Origin of the sequence: Mycobacterium sp. 852002-10029_SCH5224772, assembly GCF_001667315.1 — a bacterium.
Taxonomy (GTDB): Bacteria; Actinomycetota; Actinomycetes; order Mycobacteriales; family Mycobacteriaceae; genus Mycobacterium.
In genome coordinates, this window is sequence record NZ_LZHT01000005.1 from 15936 (window position 1) to 34018 (window position 18083).

General features: G+C 68.5%; 8 protein-coding genes. 4 read left to right on the forward strand and 4 right to left on the reverse strand.

Annotation, left to right across the window (positions count from 1 at the left end):
• Positions 1-144 precede the first annotated feature (144 nt).
• Positions 145-11205, forward strand: a complete 11061-nt coding sequence (locus tag A5775_RS00705) for a type I polyketide synthase (RefSeq protein WP_067245766.1) — start codon at positions 145-147, stop codon at positions 11203-11205.
• A 90-nt stretch (positions 11206-11295) separates the two neighbouring features.
• On the opposite strand, the gene A5775_RS00710 is transcribed toward A5775_RS00705, so the two are convergent.
• The 3 genes from A5775_RS00710 to A5775_RS00720 are packed head-to-tail and all read right to left on the reverse strand — an operon-like array spanning position 11296 to position 14005.
• Complete coding sequence (locus A5775_RS00710) at positions 11296-11718, reverse strand: PPOX class F420-dependent oxidoreductase (RefSeq protein WP_067245769.1); 423 nt, start codon at positions 11716-11718, stop codon at positions 11296-11298.
• Between the two features lie 3 nt (positions 11719-11721).
• Positions 11722-12837, reverse strand: a complete 1116-nt coding sequence (locus tag A5775_RS00715) for an acyl-CoA dehydrogenase family protein (RefSeq protein ID WP_067245772.1) — start codon at positions 12835-12837, stop codon at positions 11722-11724.
• A gap of 7 nt (positions 12838-12844) precedes the next feature.
• Positions 12845-14005, reverse strand: a complete 1161-nt coding sequence (locus tag A5775_RS00720; RefSeq protein WP_067245775.1) for an acyl-CoA dehydrogenase family protein — start codon at positions 14003-14005, stop codon at positions 12845-12847.
• Positions 14006-14202: 197 nt separating this feature from the next.
• Here A5775_RS00720 and A5775_RS00725 point away from each other — a divergent pair, with 197 nt between their 5' ends.
• The 3 genes from A5775_RS00725 to holA all read left to right on the forward strand — a co-directional run bounded on the left by A5775_RS00725 (position 14203) and on the right by holA (position 17719).
• Positions 14203-15060: a ComEA family DNA-binding protein gene (locus tag A5775_RS00725; protein ID WP_067245779.1), complete on the forward strand. Its 858-nt coding sequence runs from the start codon at positions 14203-14205 to the stop codon at positions 15058-15060.
• Positions 15061-15110: 50 nt separating this feature from the next.
• Entirely contained in the window at positions 15111-16607 is a 1497-nt protein-coding gene (locus A5775_RS00730; RefSeq protein ID WP_067245782.1) for a ComEC/Rec2 family competence protein, read from the forward strand.
• A gap of 134 nt (positions 16608-16741) precedes the next feature.
• Complete coding sequence (gene holA / locus A5775_RS00735; RefSeq protein ID WP_067245785.1) at positions 16742-17719, forward strand: DNA polymerase III subunit delta; 978 nt, start codon at positions 16742-16744, stop codon at positions 17717-17719.
• Between the two features lie 11 nt (positions 17720-17730).
• Here the strand turns inward: holA and rpsT are convergent, their stop codons facing one another.
• Complete coding sequence (gene rpsT, locus A5775_RS00740) at positions 17731-17991, reverse strand: 30S ribosomal protein S20 (protein ID WP_067171559.1); 261 nt, start codon at positions 17989-17991, stop codon at positions 17731-17733.
• Positions 17992-18083: the final 92 nt, after the last annotated feature.

An 18083-nucleotide genomic window follows, 5' to 3' on the forward strand; every position in this document is an offset into this window, starting at 1 on the left:
CGGGCGGGGACGCAGGGCGGCAGCGGCACTGGCTGTCGCTGCGCGTGCGGGCGCCGCAGATTGCGGTGTTGGCCTCCGGAAATGATTCTCCGAGCGCGACCGGCCTCCCGCGGGATCGATCTTGACCGGCCAAGAGAGGACAGCATGGCATCCGTCGAGGGTCTGGGGGAGTCGGCGTCGCGTTTTGCGATCGTCGGCTATGCGGCGCGGTTTCCGGGAGCCGCTGATGCGGATGAGTTCTGGGATGTGTTGCGGCAAGGCCGGGATGCGATATCTGACGTGCCGCGCGACCGGTGGGATGTCGATGAGTTCTTCGACCCGGAACCGGGTGCGCCCGGCAAGGTCGTCACCCGTCGTGCGGGTTTCGTCGACGACGTAACGGGGTTCGACGCGCCGTTCTTCGGAATGTCGACGCGCGAGGTCAGGTTGATGGACCCGCAGCACCGGATCCTGCTGGAGACGGCGTGGCGCGCGGTGGAGCATTCGGGCACCGCGCCAACCGCCCTGGCTGACAGCAACACTGGCGTCTTCGTCGGCTTGGCCACCCACGACTACCTGGGAATGGCATCCGACGAGCTGACCTACCCCGAGATCGAGGCCTACATGGCCATCGGGACGTCGAACGCCGCCGCGGCGGGCCGGATCAGCTATCGCTTGGGGCTGCAGGGTCCGGCGGTCGCCGTCGACACGGCGTGCAGCTCGTCGCTGGTGGCCATCCATCAGGCGTGCCAAGCGCTGCGCTTAAAAGAATGTGACCTCGCGCTGGCCGGCGGCGCGAACGCCCTACTCACCCCGGCGACCATGATCACGTTCTCCAGCGCGCACATGCTCGCGCCCGACGGTCGGTGCAAGACATTCGACGCGGCCGCCGATGGCTACGTGCGCGGCGAGGGATGCGGCGTCATCGTGATCAAGCGCCTCGAGGACGCGGTCCGCGATGGGGACCGGATTCGGGCCGTGATCCGCGGCAGCGCGGTCAACCAGGACGGCGCTTCGGGTGGATTGACGGTGCCGAACGGCGTTGCCCAGCAACGGGTCATCGCCGACGCGCTGAAGCGCGCCGCCCTCGAACCCCGCGACGTCGGGTACCTGGAAGCGCACGGCACCGGGACATCGCTGGGCGATCCCATCGAGGCTCAGGCCGCGGGCGCGGTGCTCGGGGCAGGGCGCGAACCCAACCAGCCGCTGCTGATGGGCTCGGTGAAGACGAATATCGGGCACCTGGAAGCAGCCGCGGGCATCGCGGGCGTGATCAAAGTGATTTTGTCGCTCGAGAACGAGCTGTTGCCTCAGCACCTCCACTTTCAAAACCCATCGCCGCACATTCCCTGGGAACGGCTGGCGGTGGAAGTCGTCACAGAAGCCACGCCCTGGAAACGCAACGCGCAACCGCGCATTGCGGGAATCAGCTCATTCGGGTTCGCCGGGACAAACGCTCACGTCATTCTCGAGGAAGCCCCCGAGCAACCGGTATCGACCCTCGCGGCCCCGGTTCCGGTCGAGCACCCCGGGGATCGGCGGTTCAGCATCCTCCCGCTCTCGGCGCGAACACCCGCCGCGTTGACGCGCCTCGCCGATGAATACCGCGCCTGGCTGAGCGCGCACCCGGAAGCCACCCTGGCCGACGTGTGCTTTACCGCCGGGGCCGGGCGGGCGCACCTGGAGCAGCGGGCCGCGTTGGTGGTCAATACCCGAGAATCTGCCATGGAGCTGCTCGGAGCGCTCACGGAGGAGCGCCCCGCGCCGGGTTTGTTTCGCGGAGAATCCCATGACACACCGAAGACGGCGTGGCTGTTCACCGGTCAGGGCAGCCAGTACCCGGGCATGGCTCGGGAGTTGTTCGACACCGAGCCGGTGTTCGCCGAGACGCTGAATCGTTGCGCTGCCGCGGTCGCTGAGATTCTCGAAAAGCCGTTGCTTGACCTCATTTTCGATGTGGACAGCCCGGATAGCGAAGCGGCGTTGCGGCAGACCTCTTACGCGCAACCCGCGTTGTTCGCGGTGGAAATGGGCCTGGCCCGGCTCTGGCAGTCGTGGGGCTTCGAGCCGGACGTGGTGCTGGGCCACAGCGTCGGCCAGTATTCGGCGGCCTGCGTCGCGGGCGTCCTCAGTCTCGAGGATGGCGCGCTGTTGATGGCCGAACGTGGTCGTCTGTTCGGCAGTTTGCCCGCGGGTGGGCGGATGGTCGCGGTATTCGCCGCCGCCGAGCGGGTCGAACGGTTGACGGACGAGTTCCCCAGCCTGTCGGTCGCCGCCTACAACGGGGCCAACACCGTATTGTCCGGACGGGCAGCCGATTTGGAACATGCGGTGGCCGGATTGGCCGCCGATGGTGTCCGGTGTGACTGGCTGGACACCAGCCACGCGTTCCACTCAGCGCTGTTGGACCCGATCCTCGACGCCTTCGAATCGTATGCGGGGCGGTTCAACTTCGCTACGCCACAACGGATTTTGATCGACAACCGCACCGGAGCCGCGCTCGGCCGGAGTGTGAAGATCGATGGTGCCTACTGGCGCCGGCATGCGCGCCAGCCGGTGGAATTTGCCAAGAGCGTGCGCACTCTTGCCGAGCTGAACTGCAAATTGCTGCTGGAGATCGGCCCACGACCGGTGCTCACCGCCGCGGCCCTAAACGCATGGCCCGACCCGGCCACCGCGCCCCGGGTGATCACGTCGCTGCGCCGGAATACGGCCGACCATCGCCAGATCACCGAAGCGGTCGCCGACGCGTACGTTCTGGGCCACCTGCCCGATTTCACCGCCTTTCGGCCGGTGCACGCGCGCAAGCTCGACCTGCCCACCTACCCGTTCGAGCACCGTCAATACTGGTTCCGGGATGATCGCGAGCGCCCGGACCAACGCCACGACGATCGGGGACCGCGCACCGAAGCCGTCCGCCTTCTCGAGGACGGCCGGATCGAGGAACTCGCCGCCCTGCTCGGCGGTGCCGGCGACGATCTGCAGACCCTGCAGGTGTTGACCAAGCTTGCGGCACAACACAATCAACAACGCACGACTCGGTCCATCGGGGACGACCGCTACGAGATCCGCTGGGACACGTCAACGTCTTTACCCTCGGCCGCAGACGCGGACGAGGGATCCAGCTGGATCGTCGTCGCCGACGACACCGATGCAGTCGCGCCGTTGGTCGACCTGCTGACTGCACATGAGCGACGGCACCGGGTGATCGGGTTACCGGCCTCCGACGCGGACGAAAAGCGGCTCGCGGACGCGTTACGCGCCGCGGCGACAGACGATTCGACCCTGCGCATCGTGCACGCGGCGGCCCTCGAGCCCGGGACCGCACCGTCGATGCGCTCACTGTTGCGGATGCAACACCGTATCCTCGGCGGAACGCGGCGGCTCTTTCGCGCGGCGGCGGCCGCGGAACTACGCAGCCCCATCTGGATTGTGACCCGCGGTGCACAGCGCGTCACCGGCGCGGACACAGTGGCGCCGCAGCAGAGTTGTCTGTGGGGGTTCGGTCGTGCCGCGTCGCTGGAGCTTCCGCACGTGTGGGGTGGGCTCGCAGATCTGTCGGAAGGCGAGGACAACGCGGCCGAGGAATGGTCTCAGCTCGTCGACCGGATCGCCGCGCCGCACGGCTCGGCCGTCCGCGAGGACCAACTCGCACTGCGGGGCCGGACGGTCTACGTACCGCGGTTGGCTCGCCGCACTGGGCCGCCGAGTGGCACGCCGCTGCAACTGCGCGACGACGCAACGTATTTGGTGACCGGAGGACTGGGCGCAATCGGGCTCGAGATCGCCGACCACCTGGCCGCGAATGGCGCCGGGCACCTGGTGCTGACCAGCCGGCGCGCGCCCAGCGATGCCGCGCAACAGCGCATCGACGCGCTAGGCGAACAGCACGGTTGCGACATCCGCGTCGTGGGCGCCGACGTCGCCGATGCGCACGACGTCGCACGCCTGCTGGCAAGCGTGCAGGCCGATCTGCCGCCGTTGGCCGGCATCGTGCACGCCGCAGGCGAGATCGGCACCACCCCGCTGAGCGCCCTGGAGGACGCTGAAGTCGATCGCGTCTTCGCCGGCAAGGTGTGGGGTGCGTGGCATTTGAGCGAAGCCGTGGCCGACCTGAAGCTCGACTTTTTCATCAGCACTTCCTCGATCGCCTCGGTGTGGGGTGGATTCGGCCAAACCGCCTACGGCGCGGCGAATGCCTTCCTCGATGGCTTGGCCTACCGGCTGCGCGAGCAGGGCATCCTCGGCGTCAGCGTCAACTTCGGGCCGTGGTCGGCCGGTATGGCCGACGCGGAATCCCGTGCGCGACTGGATCAGCGCGGAGTCCGGACCTTATCCCCTGCCGATGCGCTCGCGGGTCTGGCGGACGCCGTAGCGGCTGCTCCGGCGCACGGCCTCGTACAGGGAGTGGTGGCCCGCATCGACTGGGCCCGCTTCTTGCCGCTCTATCAGCAAGCGGGTAGGCGGGCGTTCCTCGCGGAGCTGGAACGTGAGGTGCCCAGCCCGATGAATGCCGCGGGGCCTTCCGCAACGCCCGCTGGGAAGACCCCGTTGGTGGAGCGGCTCACCGGCGCTCCGGCACAGCAGCGCAGGAAGCTTCTGACCGACTACCTGCGTGACGCGGTAGCGGAGGTGACGCGCGTCGATGCCGCGGAGATCCGTGAGGACGCGGGGTTTTTCGACCTCGGCATGGATTCGCTGATGGCCGTCGAATTGCGGCGCCGCATCGAACAGGGGGTAGGTAAGGAGATCCCGGCCACCCTGGCGATGGACCACCCGCGGCTGTCCGACGTGGCCGACTACCTACTCAGCGACGTGCTCGAACTGGGCGATCAGGCATCCGCAAAACCACGGCCTCAGCCGGCATCGGTGGCGACGACGCGCACGGATGAACCGATCGCGATCGTCGCGGTGTCCTGCCGTTTCCCCGGTGCGTCCGACCCGGAAGCGTTCTGGGAGGTGCTGTCTGGAGCTGTCGATGCGATCAGGGAGGTCCCCGAGGACCGATTCGACATCGACGAGTTCTACGACCCGGATCCGGACGTTCCGGGCAAGACCTACACGCGCTTCGGCGGATTCCTCGAGAACATCGATGGGTTCGATCCCGAATTCTTCGGCATCTCACCCCGCGAGGCCGTCTGGATCGAGCCGCAGCAGCGGCTGATGCTCGAAACCGTATGGGAGGGCCTCGAAAGGGCGGGGTACGCGCCCGCCGCATTGCGCGGCAGCCGGACCGGAGTCTTCGTGGGCGTTGCGGCCAACGAGTATGCGCATCTGTTGTCATCGGAGTCGATCGACAAGATCGAACCCCACTTCATCACCGGCAACGCGCTCAACGCCATCTCCGGTCGGGTCGCCTTCGCGCTGGGATTCGAAGGACCGGCGGTGGCGATCGACACAGCATGCAGCTCGGCGTTGGTCGCCGTCCATCAGGCCTGCCAGGCATTGCACTCCGGTGACTGCGACATGGCGTTGGCCGGCGGCGTGAACGTCTTGCTCAGTCCGGTGACGGTGGTCGCCGCCTCCCGCGCGAGGATGCTTTCTCCCGTCGGACGATGCAAGACTTTCGACGCCTCCGCCGACGGTTACGTGCGCAGTGAAGGCTGCGGAATTCTCGTCCTCAAGAGGCTGAGCGACGCGGAGCGCGATGGCGATCGGATCTGCGCGGTCATTCCCAGCAGCGCGGTCAACCAGGATGGGGCGTCCAGCGGTTTGACGGTTCCCAATGGTGGTGCGCAGCAACGGCTTATCGCGGCGGCGCTGGCTCGCGCCGGCCTGTCAGGCGGGGATGTCGACTACCTCGAGGCGCACGGGACGGGCACGCCGCTGGGGGATCCGATCGAGGTGCAGGCGGCCGCGGCCGCCTACGGCGTCTCTCGCGACGCGGACCGGCCGCTGCTGATGGGCTCGGTGAAGACCAATATCGGGCACACCGAATCGGCATCGGGCGCAGCAGGTCTGATCAAAGTCGTGTTGTCGCTGCAGCACGAGGTTCTGCCGCAGAGCCTGCACTTCGAGAAGCCGTCGCCGCACATCCCGTGGGATTCGCTGGCGGTACGGGTCGTGGACAAGGCGATGCCGTGGCAGGCCAACGGCAGACCGCGACGCGCCGGCGTGAGCTCCTTCGGGTTCACCGGGACCAACGCGCACGTGCTGGTCGAGGAGGCGCCGGCGCGGGCTGCCTCCGCCGACGCTCAGCTCGCCGACGACGTCGCCACGAAGTCGGCGTCGGAGGCTCAGACCGAACAGGCGAGCGTGCTGGCGCTGTCCGCGCGGTCACCGGAAGCGCTGGTGGCGTTGACGCAGCGTTACCAGGCCTGGCTGACCGCCCACCCGGATGTCGACCTCGCCGCGCTATGCCACACCGCCGGAACGGGCCGGTCGCACTTCGAACATCGCGCCGCCCTGGTCGTGGATTCGGTCGAGGACGCGCGTCATGCCCTGGCCGAATTGGCCGAGAACCGTCTGCGCCCAGGTGTCGTTCGGGGCGAGCACACACACCACCCGACGACGGCATGGTTGTTCACCGGCCAGGGCAGTCAGCATTCGGGGATGGCCCGTGAGTTGTTCGACACCGAGCCGGTTTTCGCCGAAACCGTGACGCGTTGTGCGGACGCGGTCAATGACATATTGCCGCATCCGTTGCTGGAGGTGCTGTTCGCCACCGATCGCGAAACCGGTGGCGAAGCCGGAGAAAGGCTGCGGCACACGTCGTTTGCGCAGCCGGCGCTTTTCGCCGTCGAGATGGGCCTGGCCCGGCTGTGGCAGTCGTGGGGGATCCAACCCGATGTGGTGCTGGGGCATAGCGTGGGCCAGTACGCGGCGGCATGTGTGGCAGGCGTGTTCAGCCTCGAGGACGGCGCCCGGCTGATGGCCGAGCGTGGCAGGATGTTCGGCAGCCTGCCCGAAGGCGGGCGCATGGTGGCGGTGTTCGCCGACCCCAAGCACGTCGAAGCGGTCTCCGGCGAATTCCCGCGAGTGTCGGTCGCGGCGTACAACGGGCCGAACACCGTGCTGTCGGGGCCGGGCGAGGATCTCGAGCAGATAGTCGCCAAGTTCGGTGACGAGGGGACCCGTTGCACGTGGCTGCAGACCAGCCACGCCTTCCACTCGGAACTACTGGATCCGGTGCTCGACGAATTCGAGTCGTACGCAGCGCAATTGCGGTTCGCCGCGCCGACGATGCCGCTGGTCTGCAACCGCACCGGCGCGGTGCTCACGGCGCAGACGCCGCTCGACGCACAGTACTGGCGGAGACATTCCCGGCAGCCGGTGCAGTTCGCCGAAAGTGTGCGCACCGTGGCGGCGCTGGGCTGCTCGGTGCTGATGGAGATCGGTCCGCAACCGGTGCTGACCGGTGCTGCGGTGCAGGTCTGGCCTGAGCACCTGTCCGCGCCGCGGGCGATCGTCTCGCTGCGCAAGGGTGTTGGCGATCGGCGCCAAATCGCCGATGCGCTGGCCGCGGCCTACGTCGGCGGGCTTCGTCCCGATTTCGCTGCGCTGCATGGTCAGCCGCGTCGCCGGGTCGAGTTGCCCACCTATCCGTTCCAGCGCCGCCGCTTCTGGCCCAAGACGTCCGGCATCGCCGTCGACGGCGGGGCCGGCCCGTCCTCGGGCATCCTGGGCAGCGCGAAAGACCTCGCCTCCGGCGACTCGGTCTACACCAGCAGGTTGTCGGTGAAATCGCAGCCGTGGTTGTCCGACCACGTCATCTACGGGACCGTCGTCGTCCCCGGGGCGACGTATGCGGCGATGGCGCTGGCCGCGGTCGGCGCCCCGGCGCGAGTGCAGGACGTCTTCTTCTACGAGCCGATCATCTTGCCCGAGAAAAGCTCTCGCGAGGTACAGCTGACCTTGCATCCGCTGCAGGACGGCGCTGGGTCCACGTTCCAAGTGCACAGCCGCCCGTACGGTGAGCGCGGCGCCGAATGGTCGTTGAACGCCGAAGGCGCTGTCGGCACCGGCACCGTTGATGAGCCAGTCGCCGAGGATGATCCGGTCGACGAAGCGATCGAGCGGTTGAACCGCATGCGTCCGCAGGAGTTGTTCGAGACCTTCGCCGACTTGGAGCTGGCGTGGGGGCCGACCTGGTCCGGCTCCCTGAAGTCACTCTGGCTCGGCGACGGTGAGGCGATCGGCGACATCCTCGTCGGCGAAGAGCTCGCCGAACAACTCGGCAGCGAGCCGATGCATCCGGTGCTGATGGACCTGTGCACCGGCGTCGCATTCCCGGCCTTCCCGGCGCTTCTCGCGGCCGAACAGGGCGTCAACGACCTGTTCCTGCCGCTGCGTTACGGGCAAGTGGCGTTGCGGGAGAAGATGCCTCGGCGGTTCTACTGCCGCGCGAAGTGGCATCGCAGCGAACTCAACAGCGAAACCCAGGTGTTCGACCTCGATTTCGTCGATCGGGATGGCCGTCACCTGGGTGGGATTCGCGAGTTCACGGTCAAACGCGCACCGCGCGAGGCATTGCTGCGAGGCCTCGGCGGCGACGCCACCCGGCTGCTCTACACCCTTGGCTGGCACGAGGTGCCGCCGCCGTCAAGCGACGAAGCCGGAGAGGCCGCCGGTACCTGGCTGATCGCCGGATTCGGCGAACTGGCCGCCGAGGTGCCGGGCTGCATCCCGCTCGACCGCGGCGTCGATCCGGAACCGTTGGGACAGGTGCTGACTCAAGCCCACGAGCGCGGGTTGCCGTTCTCCGGTGTCGTCTGGCGCAGCGAGGCGCCGAACGGGGAAGAGTCGAGCGCCGACGTCACCGCGCGCCTCGAGACGGAAATCGGCAATCTGCTCAGCGCCGTGCACACCGTGCAACGCGGCGAGGTGAAACTGCCCGGCGGGTTGTGGATCGTCACCGAGCGTGCCGTGGCCACCGAATCCGGCGAGCCGGTCGACCCGGTGCAGGCGGCGCTGTGGGGCTTCGGCCGCACCACGATCAACGAGGAACCGGCGCTGCGCGCCAAACTCGTTGATTGCGACGGGTCACCCGAAGCCGTGCACGCCCTGGCCGCCCTGCTGGCCACCCCGTGCGACGAGCCGGAACTTGCCGTGCGACAAGGAAAGCTGTTGGCCTCCCGGCTGTTGCCGTGGGCGCGCAGCGGTCATCTCACGGTGCCGCGCGGATGCGACTACGTCCTGGCGCCCACCGAACGCGGCGCGATTGACAACCTACGGCTGACCGAAGCGGACGTGCCTGTGCCGGACGAGGGTTACGTGCAGGTCCGGGTCGAGGCAGCAGGCCTCAACTTCCGGGATGTGCTCAACGTTCTCGGCCTCTACCCGGGCGACCCGGGACCGATCGGCGGTGACTTCGCCGGTGTCGTCACTCAATTGGGCGACGGCGTCACCGGAGTCGCAGTGGGGCAACGCGTTTACGGCTCCATGCAGGGCGCGTTCTCCAGCCGGTTCAACGTGCCTGCCCAGTTCCTGGCGCCGATCCCCTCTGGTGTGAGCGCGGTCGAGGCGGCCACCATTCCCGCCGCGGCACTGACGGTGCGGCTGTCCTTCGACTGGGCGCAGCTGAAGCCCGGTGACAAGGTCCTCATCCACGCCGCCAGCGGCGGTGTGGGCCTGGCGGCGGTCCAGATGGCCCAGCAGTTCGGTGCCGAAGTGTTCGCCACGGCCAGCACCTTCAAGCGCGCGACGCTGCGCAAGCTGGGTGTGAAGCACGTCTACGACTCGCGCACAACGGATTTCGCTGATCAGATCCTGGCGGACACCGATGGTGCCGGGGTCGACGTGGTCCTCAACTCCCTGACCAGCGAAGGATTCATCGAGGCGACGCTGAAGGCCACCGCCGAGAACGGCCGCTTCGCCGAGATCGCCAAGCGCGACATCTGGACACCCGAGCAGATGGCCGAGGCGCGTCCCGATATCGACTACGAGATCGTGGCTCTGGACACGGTGATGTTCACCGAACCCGATCGCATTCGCGACTTGCTCACCGAGGTGTCGCAAGGTTTGGCCGATGGTGAGTGGACGCCGCTGCCCGCCGAGATCTATCCGCTGACCGAGGCGAGGGCGGCGTTCCGCCGCATGCAGCAGGCGCGGCACATCGGGAAGATCGTGGTCCAGATACCGAATCCGCTGCAGCCGCGGCCTGATCGGAGCTACCTGATCACCGGCGGACTCGGTGCGATCGGTCTGCACACGGCGTCGTATCTGGCCCAACTCGGTGCCGGTGACATCGTGCTGACCAGCCGGCGCGAGCCCGGTGCGGACGCGCAACAGGCAATCGACGAGATCACCGACCGCTACAAGTGCCGCGTCCACGTCTTCGCCGCCGATGTCGGCGACGAGGCCGAGGTGGCGAAGCTGCTGGAGCGCATCCGCGCCGAGTTGCCTCCGCTCGCCGGGGTGGCACATTTGGCGGGCGTGCTCGACGATGCCCTGCTGTCGCAGCAGACCCTGGAGCGATTCCGAACAACGGTGTCCCCCAAGGCGCTCGGCGCCTGCCACCTGGACAGGCTGACCAAGGACGACGAGCTGGACTTCTTCATCGTGTCCTCGTCGGTGTCGAGCTTGTTCGGTTCGCCCGGTCAGTCCAACTACGCGACCGCCAACGCGCTGCTCGACGGCCTGGTCGCGCAGCGCAGGACGCAAGGCTTGCCGGCCACCGGTGTCAACTTCGGCCCCTGGGCCCAAGGGGGTATGGCCTCATCGGACGCCGCGACCGCCAATATCAGTGCGCAGGGCCTGATTCCGCTGGAACCGTCGGCCGCGCTCGGTGCCCTCGCCGAGGTCGTCGCGAACGGGACCGGCCAGGCCACCGTCATCAAGGCCAACTGGCAGCGCGCCGCGAAGGTGCTGGGCAGTTCGCGTCCGCCGATCCTCGACCTGGTGTTGCCCAGTGCCGCTGGAGAGGTGACCGGCGACAGCGAGTTGCTCAAGCAGCTGATGGAGATCCCGGTGCCGCAGCGTGCGGGCTTCGTGACCGAATTCCTTCAGCGGGAGGTGCAGAACTTCCTGCGGCTCGCGTCGCCGCCTGCCGCAAGCAGTCGGTTCCTGGACCTGGGTACGGATTCGCTGATGGCGATCGAGCTCCGCAACCGGCTGCACAGCCAGTTCGGCGGCAAGTTCACGATCAACGCGACGGCAGTCTTCGACTACCCGACCATCGGGGGGCTCGCCGAATATCTCGTGGGTCAGCTGCCGGACGCCGACGCAAGGCCGGCCGAGGCGGAGTCGGTCGGGACGGAATCGGTTGCAGCGCCGGAGCCGTCGTGATGTCCTCGAGTGTGGGCGCGCGAACGTCGATTTGTGGGGTGGAAGGTCGGCGTGTCGGCGCAGCAGCTCGACGTTCGGGGCGTCAAACGCTTAGTCGCTGATGTCGAATCCTGCGTTGACCTTGGTGGGTCGCAGCCGCACCACCAATTCGCCGGGAACGGCGTTGCGGCGGCCGAATTCATCGGCGCGCTCGGCGCCCATGTACCGGGCGCCGGTGCGGGTCGCGATATCGAGCACGTCCGCGAGGTCTTCGCTGACCGTCACGACGCCTTGTACTTGGACAAAGGAATACGGCGGATGGGGATCGTCGACGCAGATCACCAGGCGCGAATCACGCGCTATCGCATGGCCTTTCGACGTGTCCCGGCCGGTGGTGAACGCCAACTGGCCATGGTCGACGACGAACCACACCGGGGTGACCAGCGGCCGGCCGTCGGCGGCGACGTACCCCAGCATCCCGGTGCGGGTACCGGCCGACAGGAACTCGATTACCCGGTCGGACAGCTCGGCCATGCTTTAGAGGCGGACCAGGTCGTAGTCGCCGAGCTGGTCGATCAGGTTGTGCAGGTGCTCACCCGAGGTGCCCAGGGTGTGTTCGATCGCCGTGAGCCGCGCCGCGTAGTGGCTGATCGGGTATTCCGCGGTTACCCCGATGCCGCCGTGCATCTGGATCGACTCCTGCGCGATGTGCCGGCCCGAACGGCCGATCTGCAGCTTCGCGCGCGAGGCGATCACCGGGTCGACGTTGCCGTCGGCGATCGACATCGCCGCGTACAGGCTCATGCTGCGTGCCAATTCCAGCGAGACGTACATGTCGGCGGCGCGTTGCGTGAGCGCCTGGAACTTGTTGAGCGTGACACCGAACTGCTTGCGGGTCTTGAGGTAATCGGTGGTCAGGCGCAGCGATTCCTCCATCGCCCCGAGCGCTTCGGCACACAGCGCCGACTGGATGCGGACGATGGCGGTGCTGATGGTCCCCGACGCGTCGGTCGCCTCACCCAGGGGCTCGGCGGCGGCGCCGTCGAGGTCGACCTGCGCGCCGCGCTGTCCGTCGAACGTCCGGTACGGGTGCCTGGTGACGGTTTTGTCGGAGCCCGCGTCGACCAAGAACAGTCCGGTGCCGCCGTTCGGCAGGGCGGCGCTGACCACCAGGGTGTCAACGCAGTCCCCGGCGAGCACCGGGTTCTTGCGGCCGCTCACGGTCCACGAATCACCTTGTTGCGCAGCCTTGGTGGCCACCTCGGCAGACGGGTTTCGCTGCCCCGGTTCGAGGTGGGCGAAGGCCAGCAGTCGTTGCCCGGACGCGACCTCGTCGAGCAGCTGCTTCTGTTCCTGACTGCCCAACTCGGCGATCAGCGCGCCGGGGCCCAGCGCGGCGTGCAGGACAGGTTCGGGGGCCAGCCGCCGCCCGATCTCGGTGAGCACCACCGCGATCTCGATCTGGCCGGACTCGTCGGGCTCGAACCCGAGGCCGAGGATCCCGGTGTCGGCGAGCTGGCTCCAGACCTCGCGGCTCCAGCCCAGATCGGACCCGATCACCTTGTTGCGGCTTTCCGGGTCATAGGCGCGCGCCAGCAGGTCGCGGGTGGTGTCGCGGAGCAGGGACTGCTCGTCGCTCAACTGAAAGTCCATGGCTGCCTCACAATCCCAGAATGGTGGACGCGATGATGTTGCGTTGCACTTCGCTGCTGCCGCCGTAGATCGACGTCTTGCGGTAGTTGAGGTAGTGCGGCGCACTGTGTTGCGCCCAGGACGGCGACGAGATGTCTTCGCCGTTGGCCGGCAGCGCATCCGGCCCGGCAACCTCGACGAGCAGTTCGGTGGCGATCTGCTGCAATTGGCTGCCGCGCAGCTTGAGCACTGACGACGCCGGATTGGGCTGCCCGTTCGCGGAGTCGGTGACCACTCGTGACTGCGTGAGTTCCAGTGCGAGCAGCTCGTTTTCGGCCTCGGCCAGCCGCGCCGCGAACAATGGATCTTCGAGCACCCCGGCGGCCGCGGCGTGCTTCTTCACCTCGGCGAGGCGCACCTTGGTCCGGCCCACGCCGGCGATGCCGGTGCGCTCGTTGCCCAGCAGGAATTTCGCGTACGTCCAGCCCTTGTTCTCTTCTCCGACAAGCTGATTAGCCGGTACGCGGACGTCTTCGAAAAAAACCTCGTTGACTTCGTGGCCGCCGTCGATCGTCTTGATGGGCCGCAGGGTGGTACCCGGTGTGTTCATGTCGAAGAGCAGGAAGGAGATGCCCGCCTGACGCTTGGGCGCCTGCGGGTCGGTGCGGACCAGGCAGAAGATCCAGTCCGCGTACTGGCCGAGCGTGGTCCACGTCTTCTGGCCGTTGACGACATAACTGTCGCCGTCGCGGACCGCGGTGGTGCGCAGCGACGCCAGATCCGACCCGGCCTCGGGCTCGGAGAACCCTTGGCACCACCAGATGTCGAGGTTGGCCGTCGGGGGCAGGAAGCGTTGTTTGACCTCCTCCGAACCGAATTCGGCGATCACCGGGCCCACCATCTTGGTGTTGAAGTTCAGCGGCTCTGGGACGCACGCCAGCTGCATCTCGTCGGCCCAGATCTGGTGCTGGGTCGGCGTCCAGTTCTTGCCGCCCCATTCGACCGGCCAGTTCGGTACCGCCAAACCGTGCTCGTGCAAAATCTTGTGGCTGGTGACGATGTCGTCGCGGTTCACTTCCGCCGAGCCCTGGCGCACCCGGTCGCGCAACTCCTGCGGAATCTTGGTCGTGTAGACGCTGCGGAGTTCGTCGCGGAACGCGGCTTCCTCGGGTGTGAGCGCCAGTTGCATGGCAGCCTCCTGTCGTTTCGGGGTGAACGGCGACCCGTCGCTAAGAGCCGATTTCTGGCGATGCCGGTCGTTGCTCAACCTCCATCTTGGCCCATCCCGTGCGGGCCCTGTGCACAGCCTCGGGTTAATCCACAGATCGGCCCGCGAGCGTCCTTCGCCGGGGCGGTTGGGACGGTCGGCGGACCTACGGTCGGCGCATGCGAACAGAACTTCCGGCCGAGCGCCTGCAGCGACGGCTCCGCGCCGAACCGGATACCGATGCGCACGCCGAGCCCGAGCCCATCGGGTCGGCCTCCAACGACGACGCCCCGGACGACGACCAGAATTCGCTGCTGCCGCGGTGGTTACCCGACTCGTCTCAGAACGGGAGCTGGGTGGCGAAAGTGCGTGCCGACCCGGGACGCGCCGGGGCCATCGGGTTGGCGATCGTGGCGGCCCTGGCCGTGTTGGTCACGGTGTTCACGTTGTTGCGCGACCGGCCGGCGCCGGTGATGTCGGCCAAGCTGCCACCGGTGGAGAAGGTGTCGACGGCGAGCCTCCGCTCCTCGGCGAGCCCCACCGCCGGGCCGGATCACCCCGTGGTCGTCAGCGTCGTCGGCCTGGTGCACACCCCTGGCCTCGTGACGCTCGCACCGGGCGCCCGCATCGCCGACGCGCTGCAGGCCGCAGGCGGCGCGGTGAACGGCGCGGACACCATCGGACTGAACATGGCCCGACCGCTCGGCGACGGTGAGCAGATCGTGGTCGGTCTCGCTCCGGTGTCGGGGCAGCCGACGGCGCTGGGCAGTTCGGTGGCGTCTGGATCGGCACCCACGTCGAAAGCGCCGCCCCCGCGGCCGGGGTCGGCCACGCCGAAAACGGGCGAGGCGGTCGACCTCAACACCGCGACCGTGCAGCAACTCGATGCGTTACCGGGTGTCGGGCCGGTCACCGCGGCCGCCATCGTGGCGTGGCGGCAAGCCAACGGCAAGTTCACCAGCGTCGACCAAATCGCCGAGGTCGACGGCATCGGACCGGCGCGGCTGGAGAAGCTCCGCGCCCTGGTCCGTGTCTGACCCGGGTGCACCATCCCGGGTCGGGTGCCCCGCCCGCGGGGCGCGTCGACGTGCGCCTGGTGCCGGCGGCCCTGACCTGCTGGGCGGTGACCGCCGGCGGGATCTGGTGGCCGATCGGGCGCACCCTCGCCTGGTGCTGCGTCGTGTTGATCGGCGCCTCCGGAGCGCTGGCGTGGCACGCGCTGCACCGGCCCGGCCACGGTGCGCGGTTACGGGCGATCAGCGCCGCGCTTGCGGCCGTCGGTGTCGTGGGGGCGGGATTCGGGTTCGCCATCGCGCTGCGCGCCGACGCGGTCGGTCGCCACCCGATCACCGCTGCCTACGGCACGACCGCTCCGGTGACGGTCACCCCGAGCGAAAGCCCGGTGTCGTCCAGCGGCGGCCGGTTGATGTTCCGGGCCACTCTGCAACGCCTGCGCGCCGACGAGATATCCGGCCGGGTCGTCGTTTTCGCGCGCACCGCAGATTTCGGTGGGCTGATGGTGGGCCAGCCGTTGCGATTCAGCGCCCGCATCAACCGCCCGACGCGGCGCGACCTGACGGTCGCGGTGCTCAACGCGTCGGGCCGGCCGACCATGGGTACCGCGGGCGCCACGCAACGGGCGGCGCACGGCGTGCGCAGTCGATTCGCTGCGGCGGTCCGTGACACGTTGCCCGGCGAGCAGGCGGCGCTGCTGCCCGCGCTGGTGCTCGGTGACACCTCCGCGGTGGCCGGCGACACCGGCCGCGACTTTCGCGCGGCCGGTATGACGCACCTGATGGCGGTGTCGGGGGCCAACGTGACGATCGTGTGCGCCGCCGTGCTGTTCTCGGCCCGATGGATCGGACCCCGGACGGCCGTCGTGCTTGCCGCACTGGCGTTGGTGGCCTTCGTGATCGTCGTGCAGCCGACGGCGAGCGTGTTGCGGGCCGCCGTGATGGGCGCCATCGCGTTGGGGGGAATGCTGTCTTCGCGTCGGCGGCAAGCCATTCCGGCGCTTGCCGCGACGGTGCTGGTGTTGTTGGCCGTCGCCCCGCAGCTGGCCGTCGACGTCGGCTTCGCGTTGTCGGCGCTCGCCACCGCCGCGCTGATCGTCATCGCACCGGTCTGGTCGCGGCGGCTGACGGCCCGGGGCTGCCCCAAGCCGCTGGCCGATGCGCTGGCCGTCGCCTGGGCCGCGCAGATCGTGACCGCCCCTCTGGTCGCCGCGATTTCCGGCCGGTTCAGCCTGGTCGCCGCCGCCGCCAACCTTGCGGTCGCGGCCATGATCGCGCCGATCACGGTGTTGGGTACCGCGGCGGCCGCGCTCTGCACGGCATGGCCGGGGGCCGCGCGGCTGCTGATTCGCTTCACCGGCCCCGAATTGTGGTGGGTGGGCGGCGTGGCCCGCTGGGCGTCCGGCATGCCCTCCGCAACGGCGCCCGTCCCCGACGGCGTGCCCGGCGTGCTGCTCGTCGGCGGCGTGACGGTGCTGGTGATCGTGCTGTGGCGGTGGCGCCCGTTCCGCCTCGTTTCGGGGGCGGCGGTGCTGGCAGGGCTGGCCTGGGCGCTGTCCGGGCTGGGATAGTGCCGATCGCAAGCGCGGCGCATGCGCCGGGCGCAGCGGGTCGGCACCATCGGGCCTAGGACGTCCCGGCGCCCACCCCCGCGGCCGCCGGATCCGCAGGCGAGATCGTCGGTCGGTCGTGACACCATCGTGGGGTGAGCGAGGTTTCGCCGTTGCACCTGGTGCTCGGAGACGAGGAACTGCTGGTCGAGCGGGCGGTGGCCGACGTGCTGCGGTCGGCGCGCAATAGGGCCGGCGCCCCCAAGGACGAGGACATCCCGGTCAACCGGATGCGGGCCGGCGACGTCAGCACCTATGAGCTCGCCGAGCTGCTGAGCCCCTCGCTGTTCGCCGACGAGCGCATCGTCGTGCTGGAGGCCGCCGGCGAAGCGGGCAAAGACGCTGCCGCGGTGATTGTTTCGGCCGCAACCGACATGCCGGCGGGTGTCGTGCTGGTGGTGGTGCACTCGGGCGGCGGCCGGGCCAAGGCGCTGGCCACCGACCTCGAGAAGCTCGGCGCCGAGGTGCACCCCTGCGCGCGGATCACCAAACTCAGCGAACGCATCGACTTCGTCCGCAAGGAGTTCCGGGCTCTGCGGGTCAAGGCCGACGAGCGGACGGTGACGGCGATGCTGGACGCGGTCGGCTCCGACCTGCGGGAGTTGGCGTCCGCCTGCTCCCAACTGGTCGCCGACACCGGCGGAGCGGTCGACGCCGCCGCGGTGCGCCGCTATCACAGCGGCAAGGCCGAGGTGAAGGGCTTCGACATCGCCGACAAGGCGGTGGCCGGCGATATCGAGGGAGCGGCCGAGGCGCTGCGGTGGGCGATGATGCGGGGGGAGCCCCTGGTGGTGCTGGCGGACGCGCTGGCCGAGGCGATTCACACCATCGGCCGGGTCGGCCCGCTGTCGGGCGATCCCTACCGGATGGCGTCACAACTGGGGATGCCGCCGTGGCGGGTGCAAAAGGCCCAGAAACAAGCCCGGCATTGGTCGCGCGACACGGTGGCCACCGCGATGAAGGTTGTCGCCGCGCTCAACGCGAACGTCAAGGGGGCGGTGGCGGACGCCGATTACGCCCTGGAATCCGCGGTCAGAAAGGTTGCCGAGCTAGCTTCGCAGCGCGGCCGCTGACGCTTGAGGCCTCAGAGCTTGTTGAGGGCCTGCGCCAGCGCCGACTTCTTGTTTGCCGCCTGGTTCTTGTGGATCACGCCCTTGCTGGCGGCCTTGTCCAGCTTGCGGTTGGTCGACACCAGCAGCTCGGCGGCCTTCTCTTTGTCGCCGGCGTGGGTAGCCTCGCGGAACGCGCGGACAGCGGTGCGCAGCGACGACTTCACCGACTTGTTGCGCAGGCGAGCGCGCTCGTTCGTCTTGTTGCGCTTCTGCTGCGACTTGATGTTGGCCACGCTCGAGTTCCTTCTTCGATCAGACGTTTGGTTGGGCGCCGGAAATCACCACAGCGATTGCCCAGGTTAGCAGTGAGTTACGTTTTCTCCCA

Coding starts and splice junctions, on each gene's coding strand:
- A5775_RS00705 (WP_067245766.1), top strand. CDS start 145: ATGGCATCCGTCGAGGGTCTGGGGGAGTCGGCGTCGCGTTTTGCGATC.
- A5775_RS00725 (WP_067245779.1), top strand. CDS start 14,203: ATGCGAACAGAACTTCCGGCCGAGCGCCTGCAGCGACGGCTCCGCGCC.
- A5775_RS00710 (WP_067245769.1), bottom strand. CDS start 11,718: ATGGCCGAGCTGTCCGACCGGGTAATCGAGTTCCTGTCGGCCGGTACC.
- A5775_RS00720 (WP_067245775.1), bottom strand. CDS start 14,005: ATGCAACTGGCGCTCACACCCGAGGAAGCCGCGTTCCGCGACGAACTC.
- A5775_RS00715 (WP_067245772.1), bottom strand. CDS start 12,837: ATGGACTTTCAGTTGAGCGACGAGCAGTCCCTGCTCCGCGACACCACC.